The following is a 16123-nucleotide window of genomic DNA, read 5'->3' as shown; positions in this document are numbered from 1 at the left end:
TTAGGCATCCAAATTTGAAATTAAGGGAGAGTTTTGGTGCTCGTAAATGAGCGATAAAGGGTATTTTTGACCTGACAGGGCATCTTGCACGGCTTTAATCACCAGGGGACTACGGGCACGCGCCGATTCTTTCAGTTCGTCCAATGTCATCCAGACTGCGCCGACAATATCCGTATCTAAAGCGGCATTTGGGTCGTAGTCAGTGGATTTGGCTAAAAAGCAGAAACGAAAATAAGTACGATCCGGAAACATGGGCGGGGTATAGGTATACATCCCTAAAAGATGGGTCACTTCAACCGTATATCCGGTCTCTTCCATGGTTTCACGAATTGCGGCTTCGATAATGGTTTCACCGCATTCCACATGACCTGCTGGCTGATTAAATACTGGGTGTGTCACAGCTTCTGTATGTTCTTCGACAAACAGGAATTTTCCGTCTTTTTCGATGACGGTTGCGACAGTGACGTGAGCAGTCCAAGCGGTCATAGAACAGCACCATGGATAAAGATGCACTATTGTATAAAATTTTGGGGTGTGTGGCTATGAGGGGCGGGGATTTCTTTGATTGTTTAAATCATCGGGATTGGAGGTTTTAAGCTTAATCAAATCCTGCTATGTGAAAAAGTCCTATTGATAGGTTTTGATTTTCTTTTATCAAAAAGTGAATGAGCTTGAAAAGTGTACTATAAAGCAGAGAATTTAAAGCAAAAATTTATCAATAAAAAGCCTGTTTTCAGGGCAATATCTAGCTCAAAATCACTACATCAACGCATAAGATCAAGAGATGTAAAGAGGTTGCTCTTAACGGATTTAAGTAAAAAACAGGAAAAGCTTAACATCTTTATTGTTTTAGGGTATCTAATGATTGTTTTGATCAAGCATAATTTCAGACAATTCAACATAAAACAAATCCATGAAATTATAGAATATTTTTTAAGCGTTATGAATGTAAACTTAATAATATATTATTGAGTATAATATAAAAACAAAAACAACGACTAGGACACATTTTTTTTAAATTATACTTATTTTTCGGAGATTTTAATAAAAAATATTAATTAATTAATATTTATTGTATAATTTTTGTGATGTTGAGGTAATTTGTTTTCTCCTGATTTACATTGGGATTTGTGGCTACCTAATAAGCGGCTTTGAATATATTCATTCGAGACTTTTATGCTGTTAAATTTCTATCGCTTTTTAATTTGTTTACTTATACTTATAGGTGTTGGGCTTGTAGGTTTGGGGGTTAGTGTTCATGATAATTTTTTCTTGGGAGTGGCTTGTTTATTTTTTATAGCAGCAGCCCTTACTTTTCTTGAGTACAAGAATAAAAATATTGATCCATTTAGAAAGTTTTAAACAGACTATTTGATCAATTCTGTTCTGTTTAAGTCGATACATTGAATAAAAGCATCGGCTTAAACAGAAACTCTGTATCTGACTTTATATTTTATTTGTAATTCCCCGAAACCTTCACATAATTTTGTGCCGAATACGGTAAAAATGCTTTTTCTTTATCTGTCAGCGGACGCACTTTTTTCACAGGGCTGCCCACATACAAATAACCGCTTTCCAAAACCTTATTCGGTGGAACAAGCGAACCTGCACCAATCATTACATCATCTTCAACAATCACATCATCCAGAATAATCGTACCAATACCGACCAAAACACGATTGCCAATGGTACAACCATGTAGTTTGACATGATGGCCAATGGTGACATCTTCACCAATAATTAAAGGCGAACCTTCAGGCTTATCGGCTTTCTTATGGCTGACATGCAACATCGAGTGATCTTGTACATTTGAGTTTTTACCAATCCGAATATGATTCACATCACCCCGAATTACGGCAAAAGGCCATACCGAAACATTTTCAGCCAAAACCACATCGCCGACCACAATTCCCATCGGATCGACATAACAGGAAGCATCAATCTGTGGGGTCATATCTAAATAAGAACGAATATTTTGGCTCATAACGATCTGTCCGATAAATGATGAAGGATCATGTGCATAGTATAAAATAAAAAGCACCCATCTGAATGAGTGCTTTGGTCTTAGTCCAAGACTGAAATGGTCTATTTAGACTTAGAACAAGTTGCTAAAGAACTGTTTGATATGGTCGAGCATACGCGCGAAGAAACCCGCTTCTTCCACTGCATTCAAAGCCACAAGAGGTTTTTCTGAAATGACTTTACCATCCAGAGTCGCAACATATTTACCCACGACTTGACCCGGTTGTAATGGTGCAGTCAGTTTCGGTTGAACCACCAGCTGGGTTTTAATCGCATTGGCCTGACCTTTCGGCATGGTCACATTAAAGTTTTCAGCAAGTCCGATTTGAACTTCATCTTCCTTACCAAACCAGACTTTGGCTTTAGCAAGTACCTGTTTAGCTGGTTGAACATTTTTGGTTTCGAAGTTCGCATAACCCCAAGCCAGCAATTCACGTGTCTGCGTTGCACGTTCCTGCATGGTAGGTGCACCAAAAATAACTGAAATCAAGCGAGTAGGGCCACGTTTAGACGACGTGGTCAAGCAATACCCTGCTTCATTGGTATGACCTGTTTTTAAGCCATCTACACTTGGGTCGGTATACAGCAGGGCATTACGGTTACCTTGCTTGATGCCATTAAAGGTAAATTCTTTTTCAGCATAAATCGGATAATACTTGGAACTGTCTTTAATGATGTGCTGTGCCAGCGTTGCCATATCTTTGGCAGTCGAATAATGACCTTCAGCAGGCATACCGGTTGAATTGATAAAGCTGGTATTGGTCATGCCAATACGTTTGGCTTCCTGATTCATCATATGTGCAAAGGTACCCTCGTTCCCTGCAATATGTTCAGCCATGGCCTTAGATGCATCATTACCCGATTGAATAATAATTCCGCGCAGCATTTCAAGTGCAGTGGCCGTACCGTTTAAAGGCACATACATACATGATTCCGCGCTACTACCGCGACACCATGCTGACTCATTCATGCGAACCTGTTCATCTTCAGTGAGCTCACCGCTCAATAGTTTTTGTTCGATGATGTAGCTGGTCATCATCTTGGTCATTGAAGCAGGGGCTAATTTTTCATTTTCATTTTTTGAAGCGAGAAGTTGCCCTGTCTCATAGTCCATTAGCACGTAGGATTTATTATTCAATTCTGGTGGTGCAGATAGGACAGTTGCTGCAAAGCTAAAACTAGGAACTAATAATAATGCAGCAAGGGCAGTTTTTTGGGTCATTTCTAGTGGGTTCCTATATCTTGATGTAAGCACGAAGAGCCTAGCATTTTAGGATAAAGCTAGGCGGACTTCTATGGGAAACCCGGTCTTATTTCAAAAGTATTGTAAGTAATCGGCAGAAAAGCAGGTTAATTGTTATAGGTGGTTAATTCATTACAAATCACCTGATTTTTTTTCTTGCCAGCTTTCTTGGCATCAGATTGTGCTTCAGCCAGAATACTGCGGAAATCGTTCTGTTGAACCATCTGGTTTAAGCTTGCAACTGGATTGCGCTGACCTGGCATATATTCAGTCACCAGCTTGGTATAGCCCTGATTGAACTGTGACTTGTCTTTAACCATGCTCGGGCAGATTTCTGAAAGAACATAAATCGCAGCCAGTTCCTGCTTGGTCACTTGCTGGGTTGGTGTGACATTGATATTTTCATTGGCTGCAAATGCAGAGGTGCCTAAAAGAGTCGCGGCAGAAGCTGCACAAAGTGTCATGGCTTGAAGTAATGGATATTTCATTAAAAAACTCAAAAAATAGATTTAGAACAATAATTTGCCTAGCTTAAACTTATTTTTGAAATTGAAAAGTGGGAAAATGTAGCGAAGCTGTAGAATTATGAAGAAATCTGTAAGAGAAAATAAGACGATGTTTACACCGTCTTATTTGAAGATTTATCTAGCTTAGCCCTGGTAATCCAGAATCTCTTCGCATACGGTTTTTTGTTCGTCAGTACTGGTTTGTTTGGCACCCTGACGCGCTTCTTCCAGTAAAGATTTATATTCGCTATCTGCCTGTAGTTTTTGATAGCTCATGCCTTTATCTGAGTAGTCTGCAAGATAAGACTGGATGAGAGTCTGAATAATGCTGTCTAATTTTGCATTTTGGCCAATCATAGCCGGGCAAACCTCAGCCATGACTTGTGCCGATGCGATGTCTTCTTTCACAATGGTATTGTTTTCGTCAACAGTCAGCTCGCTCGCCATAACTGAAGGAGAGACAGATACTGCCAGGCTTAAAGCGAAAGCACTAATAAAGAGAATTTTTTAATCATCTTGAGCCACATATTTTAAAGATGGATGTCGAGCAGTAAATATATATAATTCCAGCACTAATACAATTAAATGTCCTAACCAGTCATTTTTTAGCGCGACGAGATTTTTCAGTGAATATTTTAGTTTCAAATGATGATGGTATGTTTGCACCGGGTATTCAGGCATTGGCACAGGCTCTAAAACCTTTAGGGAGAATTGTTATTGTAGCGCCAGAAAGTGAGCGCAGTGGTTACTCCAGTGCTTTGACTCTGGACCGACCTTTACGCCCGATTCAGATTTCTCCCGATGTCTGGGCTGTCAATGGTACTCCGGCAGATTGTGTTTATCTGGCTATGAACGGCCTGTTTGACTTTGAATTTGATCTGGTGGTCAGCGGTATTAATAGTGGTGCCAATCTGGGGGATGATGTCTTGTATTCCGGTACAGTCGGGGCAGCCTTTGAAGGTCGCTTAAGTAAACATCCTGCTATTGCGGTGTCATTGAGTGGGCCGAATGTACGCAGCTATCAACACCCTCAGGATTATCAGCTGGCTGCCAACTGGGTACATGATTTTATTGCACGCGGTTTGCCGGTTCTTCCTGAGCGTCATATTTTTAATATCAATATTCCGGATATGGCTGAATTACAGGGTGAAAAAGTGACTTATCAAGGCCGCCGCCGTCAGTCGAAGCCCATCACCAGTCATGTTGACCCACGTGGTCGTCAGGTGTACTGGATTGGACTGTCTGGAGAAGCAGTAGCAGAACCCAAGCAAGGGTTGAGCGAGATTGACTCGGACTTCTTTGCTGTGGCCAATGGCTATGTCAGCATTACTCCGATTCAGATGGATGCCACCAACTATGAGGTTTTGCGGAATCTTCAAACACAATTGGCAGAAAATGCGTTCTCAGTGTTATAACTTTGTGAAAAACTCGCGATTGCAAGTATATTGCAGTAAAACTTTGCTAATCTTAACGGGATTTTGCAACCGTATAGATCTTAGAGAGGAAGATAATGTTCTTGGTGTTACCGAAATGTGTTGTTGCTTCGCCTGCAGCCCTGATTAAAACCCTAGTTTTATCAACCGTTGTTATTTCTACAGGAGTAATCACCGGTTGTGCAACCAAACCTCAAGTAAATAATGCGACGCGTTATGCGACAGCTCCTGATTTCTATACGGTACGCTCAGGAGATACATTGAGTGGGATCGCAGCACGTTATGGACTGAACTATATCAGTGTTGCCGAGATGAATGATATTGCTGCACCTTACCGGATTTATGTGGGACAGTCGATCCGCCTGAAAAATAATACCGTACGTCGCAGTACCAGCACGCAGGCAGTGACTCAGGCAGCCCCTATCCAGCGTCAAACGATTGCAGTACCAACACCGGCACCAGTTACACCAGCGACCACCGTGCAGACTACACCGCGTGTGAGCACGCCGGCGCCAATGACACCCGTCTCTACTGCCGCGGGTTTAGGTTGGGTAAAACCGTCTAATGGCCCAGTTTTGCAGCAGTATAATCTGGCATCTAATATCAAGGGCACACGCTATAGCGGCAATGTCGGTGATCCGGTGTTTGCAGCAGCAGACGGGCAGGTTGTTTATGCTGCAGATGGCCTGAAAGAATATGGCAATCTGGTGTTGGTGAAGCATATTAATGGCTATATTACGGCTTATGCCCATAACAGCAAACTGGATGTAAAAAGCGGACAGAATGTAAAAGCGGGGCAAAAAATTGCAGAAATGGGTTCAACTGGTACAACGCGAACCATGCTTGAATTTCAGGTGCGCTTAGACGGCAAACCGATTAATCCAACTACAGTTTTACCAAACAATTAAATAAATAATGCAAAACGTGAATTTCGCCGTATAATACAATAAGTTGCTTTTATCAAATGATGAGGCATCTCATAAGTTTAGAGGGAAATTTATGTTAGATCAACTTCGAGCAATGGGTGTTTTTGCTTGTGTTGTAGAAAAAAACTCGTTTAGCGGTGCTGCCCGTGAATTAGGGATTACGACCAGCGCCGTGAGTCAACAAATTCGCTCATTAGAACATGATATGGAAGTGGTACTTTTAAATCGTTCAACGAGAAAGTTAAGTTTGACGGAAGCGGGACAAGCTTTTTTCTACAGTTGCCAGGAAATGCTATCTGCTGCAGAGCGCGGTAAAGTCCGAATCAATGAATTACGCGATGATCTTGTGGGTGAACTGCGCATTGTTGCTTTGCCAGAATTGTGCGCGAATCATGTGATTCCTGCACTTTCTCACTGGATGTCCGCACATCGTGGCCTGGCAGTACATCTGGAAACCAATAATCATGAGGTTGATTTGTTCGATGGGCGTATCGATATCGCCTTAAGATTTGAACAGAAAAATGATGAGCACAATCTTCAGGTGGTGCCATTGATGCAGATTGAGCAAATTCTGGTGGCGACACCGAGTTATATTAATCAGAGCACCATTATTTCACGTCCTGATGATCTTAAAAATCATGATGTGCTGCCTTTGACCCATATCAAAAATCATCAGTATTTCCAGTTTCAAAATGTCAATACTGCAGAAAAAGCCGATTTTGAATTGAAATCCCGTTTCAGTACCAATAATGGTCTGGTGGCAAAATCGATGTGCTTGCAGGGCAATGGGATTGCCAAGATTTTATATCTCGATGCGAAAAAAGACTTACTGAATGGCACTTTGGTTGAAGTTTTGCCTGAATGGCGACTTCCACCGATTACACTATATGCAGTCATGCCGAAACGTGAGCAACAACCGACAAAAATTCTTCGTTGCCTAGATACATTGAAACAATATTTTGACCAGATTTCTGGTGGGCGTATTTTACAAGCCGCATCATAAGATACAGAATATAAAAAAGCCGCTTTCAAGCGGCTTTTTTGTTTTTAAGCGCAGGGTTTAGGCCAAAAAAGCGTTGATCATTTTCACTAAACGCTCAATCAGCTGATCAGCCTGTTCCTGAGTAATGTTCAGGGTAGGCAACAGGCGAACCACATTACCGGCAGTCACATTGATGATGGTTTTGTATTCATCACGTGCAATTGCGACCAGCTCAGCACATTCTTTCGGTAATTCAATTCCGATCATCAGACCGAAACCACGCACGCTCACATTTTGATCGGCCAGTTTGTTGCGTAGCTGATCCACGATATAAGCGCCTTTTTCCGCAGCATTGGCGACGATATTTTCTTTTTGCATAATATCGAGAATGGTGTAGACCACACGTGAACCCAAAGCTGTACCACTATAAGTCGAACCATGATTACCGGCAGTTAATACACCTACACCACGACCTTGAGTCATGACGGCACCAATCGGGAAACCATTACCCAAGCCTTTGGCTGTGGTCAGTACATCAGGAATAATGCTGGTGTGCTGATAAGCAAAATATTTGCCCGTACGGCCATTCCCGGTTTGCACTTCATCTAGCATCATCAACCAGTTGTGCTGGTTACAGATTTGACGAATCTCTTCGAGATAGCTGAAACCTTGAGGTGCGGTATTTACACCACCTTCACCCTGAATGGGCTCAACTAAAATGGCTACGATATCCGGATGATGAAGCGCTGCCTCTTCAATCGCTTCGAGATCACCAAAAGGTACACGAATAAAACCTTCGACCAGCGGGCCAAAGCCTTCCTGAACTTTTTTATTGCCTGTTGCAGAAAGGGTGGCCATGGTACGGCCATGGAAAGAACGATCCGCCACAATAATTTTGGGTGAAGAAATGCCTTGCATATGACCGAATTTACGTGCAATTTTGATTGCACCTTCATTTGATTCTGCGCCACTGTTGGAGAAGAATACTTCTTCCATACCCGCGACTTCGGCCAGTTTTTGTGCTGCCGCAGTTTGCCAAGGCACTTCAAACAGGTTGCTGGTATGAATCAAGGTCGCAGCCTGATCAGCAATTGCTTCGGCAATGACTGGATGCGCATGACCCAGACCACATACTGCAATTCCGGTTAATGCATCTAAATACTCTGTACCATCTTCGGTATAAAGATATGCACCTCGTCCTCGGACAAAGCTGATCGGTTGACGGCCAAATACAGGCATCAAGTGAGAAGGTTGATCAGTTTGTACCGGTGCGAGGGTAATATTATTCATGACTAACTCTTAACTGTTAGGTGGAAAGAAAAACTTATATAAGCAAAAACCCGCTCAGATTTAAAGGGTAATTGTAAATAAAATTGGAATTATTGCTTTAGACATACTGTTTTGTCTGGATTTGGGTATAATGCCAGACAGATGAGTTGAGGATTTATCAATGACTGAACAAGCACGCGATACCGAAGCGTTAATTCGTGACCAAATTGCTAAACATGCAGTACTTCTTTATATGAAAGGCACACCGCAATTTCCACAATGTGGTTTTTCTGCACGTGCAGTAGAAGCACTCAGTCAGATTGGTCGTCCGTTTGCTTATGTAAACATTCTGGAAAATCAGGACATTCGTGCGATGTTACCACAAATCGCCAATTGGCCGACATTTCCACAGCTTTGGATCAATGGTGAATTGATCGGTGGTAGCGATATCATGCTCGACATGTTCCAAAAAGGCGAATTAAAGCCTTTGGTTGAACAGTACAGCCCGGCAGCTGATGCTTAATTAAATTAAGATTTAAATCAAGCCAGATGTTAAAAAAGCGCTTCATTGAGAAGCGCTTTTTTATTGCTATTTTAAAGATAGAGCAACGACCGGATTAATCTTCTGTTGCTGCATTTGGCTTTTGGGCTATTGCATGACCTGCTTCAAGTTCAGTGTGTGGCTCAACAATTTGCTTCTTGTCTTTTTTCTTCTTCTTTTTTTTCTTTTTCTTCGGTAATTCGACCAGCTCACCACCATCTTCAATCGCTTGCCAGTAATCCAGCTGTGTCATCACCGCGGCATAGATTGAATTTTTGCTATAGCGACCTTTTTTATCCAAGGTGCCGACCGGACGCGCCATCAGGATTTCCAGCGCCTGATCAATGGTATCAATCGCATGAATATGGAACTGACCTTCTTCGACAGCAATGGTGACATCTTTACGCAGCATCAGATGCTGCATATTCTGACGTGGAATAATCACGCCTTGTTTGCCGGTCAGACCTTGCAGCTTGCAGGCATCAAAGAAACCTTCAATTTTGGCATTGACACCGCCCACTGGCTGTACTTGTCCCAACTGGTTCATGGAGCCGGTAATGGCCCAGGATTGATCAATCGGTAACTGGCTAATCGCCGAGAGCAGGGCAGACAGTTCCGCGACTGTGGCACTGTCACCATCGACCTGACCATAGCTTTGTTCAAAGGCCAGCGCCGCAGAGAAGTGCAGGGTCTGTTCACGACCAAAATGTGCTTTCAGGAAAGACGACATCAATAACACGCCTTTGGCATGCAAGGAGCCACCGAGTTCCACACTGCGCTCAATGTCGAGAATGTCACCACCCCCTTGATACACCGAAGCAGTCAGACGTGAAGGAAGGCCAAATTCGACATCGGCATAATGAATTACCGACAAAGCATTAATCTGTCCCAGACGATGGCCACGGGTTTCGATTAGCTGTGTACCACGGGTCAGATCCTGCCAGTACAACTCACGTAAATAGCCTAAGCGATATTTGCGATGATCGAGTGCGGTATTGATATGTTTTTCCGAGACCATCTTGTCACCGGCCTGAAAGGCATGATGATGCGCTTCACGAATCAGGTCACCCAAGGTCAGGGCATGTAATGATAATGAACTTTGGTCTTCGGCCTGACGGCTGGAATCTGTGAGCAGTGCAGCCAAAGCAGAACGGTCAAAAGGCAATAATTTATCCGATTGCACATAGTCGGCAATCAGCTGCATATAGGCCTGCTCGTTGTCGTCATTACGTTGTAATGTATCGGTAAAATCAGCACGGATTTTAAAGATGCTGCCCAGCTCCGGTTCAAGCTCTAGAATTTCATAATAAATTTCAGGCTCGGCCAGCAAGATCACTTTAATGTTCAATGGAATCGATGCCGGTTCAATTGAAATACTGCCGGTTAGCGTGATCATATGCTCAAGTGAAGACAGTTTTAAATGCCCGGATTTAAGCGCACGCTTCAAACCTTGCCATGCATAAGGCTGTTCCAGTAATTGTTCCGCTTCCAGCATCAGAAAGCCGCCATTGGCTTTATGCAACGTTCCGGGACGAATCAGGGTGAAGTCCGTGGTGATCGTGCCATTTTGGGTTAGCTGTTCCACATGACCAAGTAAATTGTAATGTGTTGGAAAATCTTCAAAGATGACTGGCGCACCGCTATTCGGCTTGTGGGTAATAATCACGTTGGCCTGATAACGTGCCGGTACGCGGCTGAATAGTGCCGGGGTGAAATCATCCTCTTCCTGTTCCAGCACGATTTCGACATTATTGATAATATCTTCGGCATAATATTTTAGATAATGTTCCAAGCCTTGCACATGTTTGAACTTGGAGAGAATCTGTTCTACACGTGGCACCACCACCTGTTTGGCAATATCACGATTCAGAATCTGAACACGGTCGCGTGCATCATCTTCCAGATCACCCAGATGCAAACCCAGACGCTCCAGTTTTTTGTCCATATAGCGCATATTGGTTGCCAATTCGGCCCGATCCTGATTGCTCAGCGCATTCAGATCTTCCTGAGTCATTTCCTGTAATTTGTCATCAATCAGATGTACGGGAACAAAGCAGTGTTCATCGTGTCGCGAGATCAGTTTCAGATCGAGTTCTGCACCTTCTTTGGTGAGTTCGATCAGCGCCTGTTGCTGTTCATCGCCAGTTTCCTGGCGAATCATTTCAATGCGGTTGTGATAGGTTTCCGCGGTAAAACGGCGTTCAAGCTGTTTCAGAATGGTTTGCCAGCTTTGGTTTAACATGGCCTGAAATTTTGGACCCTGACCGGCAGGCAGCTCCAAAGCTATTGGTTGGCGCTGGTTTTGAAAGTTGTTGACATAAACCCAATCATTGGGTGTTTCCATGGTTTTGGCATGCTGTTGCAGCAGGCGCTTCACCATGGTGCGCTTGCCCAGGCCAGCCGTACCCACGGCAAAAATATTATAGCCTGAATAAGGTAAGGCAATCCCGGCCTCTACCGAAGCCCGTGCGCGGTCTTGCCCCAAGAAATTATTCAGGGGCTTGATCCGTTTGGTCGACACCGGAATTTTTTCTAGGTTTGGAATGTGCGTCAGTTGGGTGGATTTTAAGCGGGTATGCTCAAGGGTGTTATGAATTTCGCTTTGTTCAAATGCCGAGATAAGTAAATCTGAGCGGATATTTTCTGGTGTTGTCGTATTGTTGCTGGCGATAGAAGAATTAATTTGATCGAGTCTCTGGGTCACTGTTGAAATCCAAAACGAAATATTACGTTGATAAGCGTTAAGGTATACAGATTTGCTTGGAAAATTCAAGCGAACATGTGGCTTTTGCCAGAAAATAAAAAATCGGAAATGTGATAAATATATAAATCTTGTTGAAAGATGCGCTATTACAGGATTGAATAGCAGCAATTGGTTTTTCCGCGGAAAATAATAAAGCAATGACAACACAAACGACGGGTTGGAAATCCGCATTTACAGCATTTTTAGATCGACGTGCCTTGATCATGCTGTTCTTGGGATTTTCGGCCGGTGTCCCGATTCTTCTGATTTTTTCCAGTCTGTCTTTATGGTTAGGTGAGGCCGGAATCAGCAAAAGTGCAGTCACTTTTTTTAGCTGGGCAGCATTGGGCTACTCGTTTAAATTCGTCTGGGCGCCGCTCATTGATGAACTGCCAGTGCCTTTTCTGACCAAGGCTCTGGGACGCCGTCGAGCCTGGTTGCTGATTGCACAGATTCTGATTGTCTGCGCCATTTCCATTATGGCTTTTTCTGATCCGGCTTTGGGCGTAACTCATTTACAGCAAATGGCGCTGGGTGCAGTCCTGCTTGGCTTTTCTGCTGCAACGCAGGATATTGTGATTGATGCCTACCGGATTGAACTGGCGGAAACCCAGATGCAGACCGTCTTGGCCGCGACCTATAATGCCGGTTACCGGATCGGAATGATCGTGGCGGGTGCTGGCGCCTTGTTTCTGGCCGCTTATTTGGGCACAGCCAAAGGCAACTATATCTACGATGCCTGGAAATGGACCTATCTGGCCATGGCCGGGGTAATGCTGGTCGGAATTGTCACCACGCTTTGCATTCGGGAACCGCAGGTTGACCGTGTGCCTAAACATTATCTGCGCAGTGATTATTTCCGTTTAGTCGCAGTGTTTTTTGTCGCAGTGATCAGCTTTGTACTGAGCTATATCTATTCAGGCAATCTGGTCGCCAGTATTACCGAACAGTTCACCATTCAAGATACTTTTGCCTTGTTCTGCTTTGAAGCCTTACGCTTTATTGGTTCTGGTGCGATTGCCTTTGCCATTGGTGCAAGCTTGGTGAAAATGGGTGCAGTCAACAAGCAGATGGCCTATGAAACCTGGGTTAATCCGGTTGCAGACTTCTTTAGGCGCTATGGCCTAAAACTGGCATTGGTGCTGTTGTTATTGATCGGTTTTTATCGGGTTTCCGATATCATCGCCGGGGTCATTTCCAACGTCTTCTATCAAGACCTGAATTTCAGTAAAGAGCAGATTGCCGAAGCGGTCAAAGTCTATGGGGTGATTTTCTCTTTAATTGGTGGTTTTCTCGGTGGTTTACTGGCCCAGAAAATGAACATCATGAAACTGATGTTTGTCGGTGCCGTGCTGGCCTGTTCCACCAACCTGATTTTTATTGGGCTGGTCAAATCCGGTGAAAAACTGGCAGCTGTCGAAGTTAGGGTCGCTAATCAGGTTTATCAGGCCGATACCGATGAAGTCGGTTACTGGAAGCTGAATGTACCCAGTGATGTTTTAGCGCAGAGTAAGCAACTGCAAGTGACAGCCAGCTATCTAAATTCAGATCATGCTACTCAGCCTGTACAGGTCAGCATGCCGTATTTGACTGCACAACAGGGCAGCACCCAGTTACAGATTCTGCCGATCACCAGTGACAATACCCTCAATGTCGCTGAACAGGACAAGACCATTGTGGTACGTGGTCAATATGTCGGTGCAGCGCTGCAACCGAATCAAAAGATTGTTTTGCAAATCAATGATCAAAATCTTGAGGCAAAATTAGAAAGTGAAGGCGTATTTACTGCCGCGATTCCTGCGCAGCAACTGATTCAGTCACCCGCACATATTGTCAGTGCAGTCTTGATGCAAGATGGCCAGGCGCTTCAGCAAACCACACATGTTTATCAGGTCAATGATCAGCTCATCCCTGGCCAGAATCTGGATGTCGATATTCAGCCTTTGGCGGTGATAGATGGCAGTAGTTCCGACATGATCGAAGTCAGTGGTAAGGTCATCAAACCTTATAGCGACAAGTGGCTTTATTTTGCCATTATTGTCGATAATCTGGCTGCCGGACTTGCGGGTGCTGCATTTATTGCATTCTTGTCGAGCCTGACCAGTGTGTCATTTACCGCGGTTCAATATGCGATTTTTAGCTCACTCATGACCCTGACGCCTAAGATTTTAGGCGGATATTCGGGTACTATAGTCACCCATATCGGTTATCCGAAATTCTTCCTCATGACCACGTTAATTGGGATTCCGATCCTGATTCTGGTGGTTTGGGTCGCAAAACTGCTCGGTGAACACCAACAACAATCTGTACAGAAGGATGATTAATATGCGCATGCTGCATACCATGTTACGTGTAGGCAATTTAGAACAATCGCTCAAGTTCTATACTGAAGTACTTGGCATGACTTTGCTTCGTAAACGTGATTACGAAGAGGGCCGTTTTACCCTGGCTTTTGTCGGTTATGGCGATGAAGAAAATCACACCGTACTTGAATTGACGCATAACTGGGATACAGACAGCTATGAGCTGGGCAATGCCTATGGTCATATCGCGATTGCAGTCGATGATGCTTATAAGGCATGTGAAGAGATCAAGGCACGTGGTGGTAATGTCGTGCGTGAAGCTGGTCCAATGAAAGGCGGTGTGACTGTCATTGCATTTGTAGAAGACCCAGATGGCTATAAAATCGAGCTGATCCAGCAAGATCAGGATGCACGTAATAACTAAGTGGGATGTAGCGTGATAGATGAAATGTATTCACGTATAGATGAAAATATTACATCAACCTGAGTGCATAGCATGGGCCCGGCATCTGTTAAGATAGCCGGGCATTTTTTTATCGAACAATAAAACTTTAAGGGAAGAACAGCAGATGCTTAAATTGTTGGCATTGGACCGCTTTACGATATTGCTATTTGTCATGGTGCTGTTGGCCAGTGTAGTGCCTGTCTCCGGACAGGCCGCTGAAGTTTTTGGCTGGATCACGACAGGCGCGATTGCCATTCTATTTTTCCTGCACGGTGCCAAGCTGTCCCGCGAAGCGGTGGTGGAGGGGATCATGCACTGGAAATTACATACTTTGGTTTTTGCACTGACTTTTGCCTTGTTTCCTATTCTAGGTTTGCTGGCCAAGCCGATTTTATTGCCAATGCTCGGGCAGGAGCTGTACTGGGGCTTCCTATTTATGTGCTTCCTGCCATCTACCGTTCAGTCTTCGATTGCTTTTACTTCCGTCGCACATGGGAATGTGGCCGGTGCTGTCTGTAGTGCATCACTTTCTAATATTATCGGCATGTTTATCACCCCGGTATTGGTCGCATTTTTCATTTTAGGTCAATCTGAGCACGGGTTTGACCCAACCGCTTCGATTATCCAGATTACGCTGTTGTTATTGGTACCTTTTATCTTGGGGCAAATTTTACGTCCCTGGATTTATCCAAAAATGATGAAAATGCCAAAAATCGTCAAGGTCTTCGATCAAGGCTCAATTTTACTGGTGGTCTATGGTGCTTTTAGTAGCGCCGTAGTAGCGGGACTTTGGAATGAAGTCAGTCTCAGTACATTATTGCTGTTATTGCTAGCCTGTTCGGTGCTTTTGACCCTGGTGATGCTGTTGTCGCTGTATATCCCACGCTGGCTGGGTTTTAGTCGCGCTGACCAGAAAACGGTATTTTTCTGTGGTTCTAAAAAAACCCTGGCCAGTGGCGTACCGATGGCACAAATTCTATTTATTGGCCAGCCACTGGGCATGATTGTCTTGCCGATCATGATTTTTCATCAGATTCAATTGATGGTTTGCGGGATTATTGCCAATGTGTGGGCCAAAGAGGCTGAGTCAGAAGCAGAAGAATAATTCGCATATTGAATTTGTTTCACGTATAATAATGCCCACTTGTTGTGCTTAGCTCTGACGGTATCCGTCTCGGTGGGCCAAAAGAATGGTCTGTTGTGGTGTTGATCTGCATGAACTTTGTTCCTGCTTCCTCATTTGAGAGTGATCAATAGCGATGACAGCTAAACCTTCTTGAATCTAATGGAGTAATCGACCATGCGCGCCGATATTCACCCAAAATATGAAACTTTAGTTGCGACTTGTTCATGTGGTAACGTAATCGAAACTCGTTCAGCTGCTGGTAAAGAAACACTTTACCTAGACGTATGTTCAGCTTGCCACCCATTCTACACTGGTAAGCAAAAGAACGTTGACACTGGCGGTCGTATCGACAAGTTCAAACAACGTTTTGCTGGTATGTCACGTTCTGTTAAACGTTAATACCCAAAATGAAAAAACGGGCCTCAAGCCCGTTTTTTTGTGCCTGCCATTTGGAAAATATAGTCAAATCATTATAAAACTAATACAATGGTGCAATGAGTTATTCAGAACATTTTAGACGTAAAATTTTAGCTAAGCTTGAGGAAGGTTATTCTATTCGAGCGGTAGCTGCACAATTTGAAATT

General features: G+C 43.7%; 16 protein-coding genes and 1 pseudogene. 10 read left to right on the top strand and 7 right to left on the bottom strand.

The features are described 5' to 3' along the window. Positions 1 to 486 (bottom strand): NUDIX hydrolase, encoded by a 486-nt coding sequence (locus FTU82_RS01150; RefSeq protein ID WP_180086366.1) that lies wholly within the window; start codon positions 484 to 486, stop codon positions 1 to 3. 690 nt (positions 487 to 1176) lie between these two features. Here FTU82_RS01150 and FTU82_RS01145 point away from each other — a divergent pair. Next, the gene (locus FTU82_RS01145) at positions 1177 to 1362 is read left to right on the top strand and encodes a hypothetical protein (protein WP_180100955.1); all 186 of its coding nucleotides are present in this window, start codon (positions 1177 to 1179) and stop codon (positions 1360 to 1362) included. A gap of 91 nt (positions 1363 to 1453) precedes the next feature. Here FTU82_RS01145 and FTU82_RS01140 read toward each other — a convergent pair whose 3' ends face one another. From FTU82_RS01140 to FTU82_RS01125, 4 genes are all read right to left on the bottom strand, one after another. Continuing rightward, complete coding sequence (locus FTU82_RS01140) at positions 1454 to 1984, bottom strand: gamma carbonic anhydrase family protein (RefSeq protein ID WP_005096476.1); 531 nt, start codon at positions 1982 to 1984, stop codon at positions 1454 to 1456. Positions 1985 to 2095: 111 nt separating this feature from the next. After that, complete coding sequence (gene dacC, locus FTU82_RS01135) at positions 2096 to 3244, bottom strand: D-alanyl-D-alanine carboxypeptidase PBP5/6 (RefSeq protein WP_005096478.1); 1149 nt, start codon at positions 3242 to 3244, stop codon at positions 2096 to 2098. 128 nt (positions 3245 to 3372) lie between these two features. Next, on the bottom strand, positions 3373 to 3753 hold the full coding sequence (locus FTU82_RS01130; RefSeq protein WP_005096480.1) for an MCR_0457 family protein: 381 nt from the start codon (positions 3751 to 3753) through the stop codon (positions 3373 to 3375). Positions 3754 to 3915: 162 nt separating this feature from the next. After that, the gene (locus tag FTU82_RS01125) at positions 3916 to 4218 is read right to left on the bottom strand and encodes an MCR_0457 family protein (RefSeq protein WP_257221875.1); all 303 of its coding nucleotides are present in this window, start codon (positions 4216 to 4218) and stop codon (positions 3916 to 3918) included. A gap of 179 nt (positions 4219 to 4397) precedes the next feature. On the opposite strand from FTU82_RS01125, the gene surE reads away from it, so the two are divergent. The 3 genes from surE to FTU82_RS01110 all read left to right on the top strand — a co-directional run bounded on the left by surE (position 4398) and on the right by FTU82_RS01110 (position 7133). Then, complete coding sequence (gene surE / locus FTU82_RS01120) at positions 4398 to 5186, top strand: 5'/3'-nucleotidase SurE (protein WP_180086368.1); 789 nt, start codon at positions 4398 to 4400, stop codon at positions 5184 to 5186. Between the two features lie 95 nt (positions 5187 to 5281). After that, positions 5282 to 6112, top strand: a complete 831-nt coding sequence (locus FTU82_RS01115; protein WP_005096485.1) for a peptidoglycan DD-metalloendopeptidase family protein — start codon at positions 5282 to 5284, stop codon at positions 6110 to 6112. 91 nt (positions 6113 to 6203) lie between these two features. Continuing rightward, positions 6204 to 7133: a LysR family transcriptional regulator gene (locus FTU82_RS01110; RefSeq protein ID WP_005096486.1), complete on the top strand. Its 930-nt coding sequence runs from the start codon at positions 6204 to 6206 to the stop codon at positions 7131 to 7133. 57 nt (positions 7134 to 7190) lie between these two features. On the opposite strand, the gene FTU82_RS01105 is transcribed toward FTU82_RS01110, so the two are convergent. Further along, positions 7191 to 8402, bottom strand: coding sequence for an aspartate aminotransferase family protein (locus FTU82_RS01105; protein ID WP_180086370.1), 1212 nt, complete (start codon positions 8400 to 8402; stop codon positions 7191 to 7193). Positions 8403 to 8562: 160 nt separating this feature from the next. Here FTU82_RS01105 and grxD point away from each other — a divergent pair, with 160 nt between their 5' ends. Next, a complete protein-coding gene (grxD, locus tag FTU82_RS01100; protein ID WP_004279738.1) occupies positions 8563 to 8904 on the top strand; it encodes a Grx4 family monothiol glutaredoxin in 342 nt (113 codons plus the stop codon). Positions 8905 to 8998: 94 nt separating this feature from the next. Here the strand turns inward: grxD and FTU82_RS01095 are convergent, their stop codons facing one another. Continuing rightward, positions 8999 to 11626 carry an ATP-binding protein gene (locus tag FTU82_RS01095; protein ID WP_180100954.1) on the bottom strand — a complete coding sequence of 876 codons (2628 nt, stop codon included), beginning with the start codon at positions 11624 to 11626 and terminating at the stop codon, positions 8999 to 9001. Positions 11627 to 11823: 197 nt separating this feature from the next. Between FTU82_RS01095 and FTU82_RS01090 the strand changes: the two genes are divergently transcribed. The 5 genes and pseudogenes from FTU82_RS01090 to FTU82_RS16015 all read left to right on the top strand — a co-directional run. Continuing rightward, positions 11824 to 13989 (top strand): MFS transporter, encoded by a 2166-nt coding sequence (locus tag FTU82_RS01090; protein ID WP_180086374.1) that lies wholly within the window; start codon positions 11824 to 11826, stop codon positions 13987 to 13989. Position 13990: 1 nt separating this feature from the next. Continuing rightward, positions 13991 to 14392: a lactoylglutathione lyase gene (gene gloA, locus FTU82_RS01085; protein WP_005096493.1), complete on the top strand. Its 402-nt coding sequence runs from the start codon at positions 13991 to 13993 to the stop codon at positions 14390 to 14392. Between the two features lie 145 nt (positions 14393 to 14537). Further along, a complete protein-coding gene (locus tag FTU82_RS01080; RefSeq protein ID WP_180086376.1) occupies positions 14538 to 15518 on the top strand; it encodes a bile acid:sodium symporter family protein in 981 nt (326 codons plus the stop codon). Between the two features lie 195 nt (positions 15519 to 15713). Beyond that, positions 15714 to 15938 (top strand): 50S ribosomal protein L31, encoded by a 225-nt coding sequence (gene rpmE, locus FTU82_RS01075; protein ID WP_005096496.1) that lies wholly within the window; start codon positions 15714 to 15716, stop codon positions 15936 to 15938. 95 nt (positions 15939 to 16033) lie between these two features. Next, positions 16034 to 16123, top strand: a pseudogene (locus FTU82_RS16015) (transposase); the annotation flags it as partial.

Source organism: Acinetobacter sp. YH12151 (genome assembly GCF_013418355.1).
GTDB classification, from domain to species: Bacteria; Pseudomonadota; Gammaproteobacteria; order Pseudomonadales; family Moraxellaceae; genus Acinetobacter; species Acinetobacter pseudolwoffii.
The sequence above is the reverse complement of the archived record's forward strand: the minus strand, read 5'-3'. Positions and strand labels throughout refer to the sequence as shown.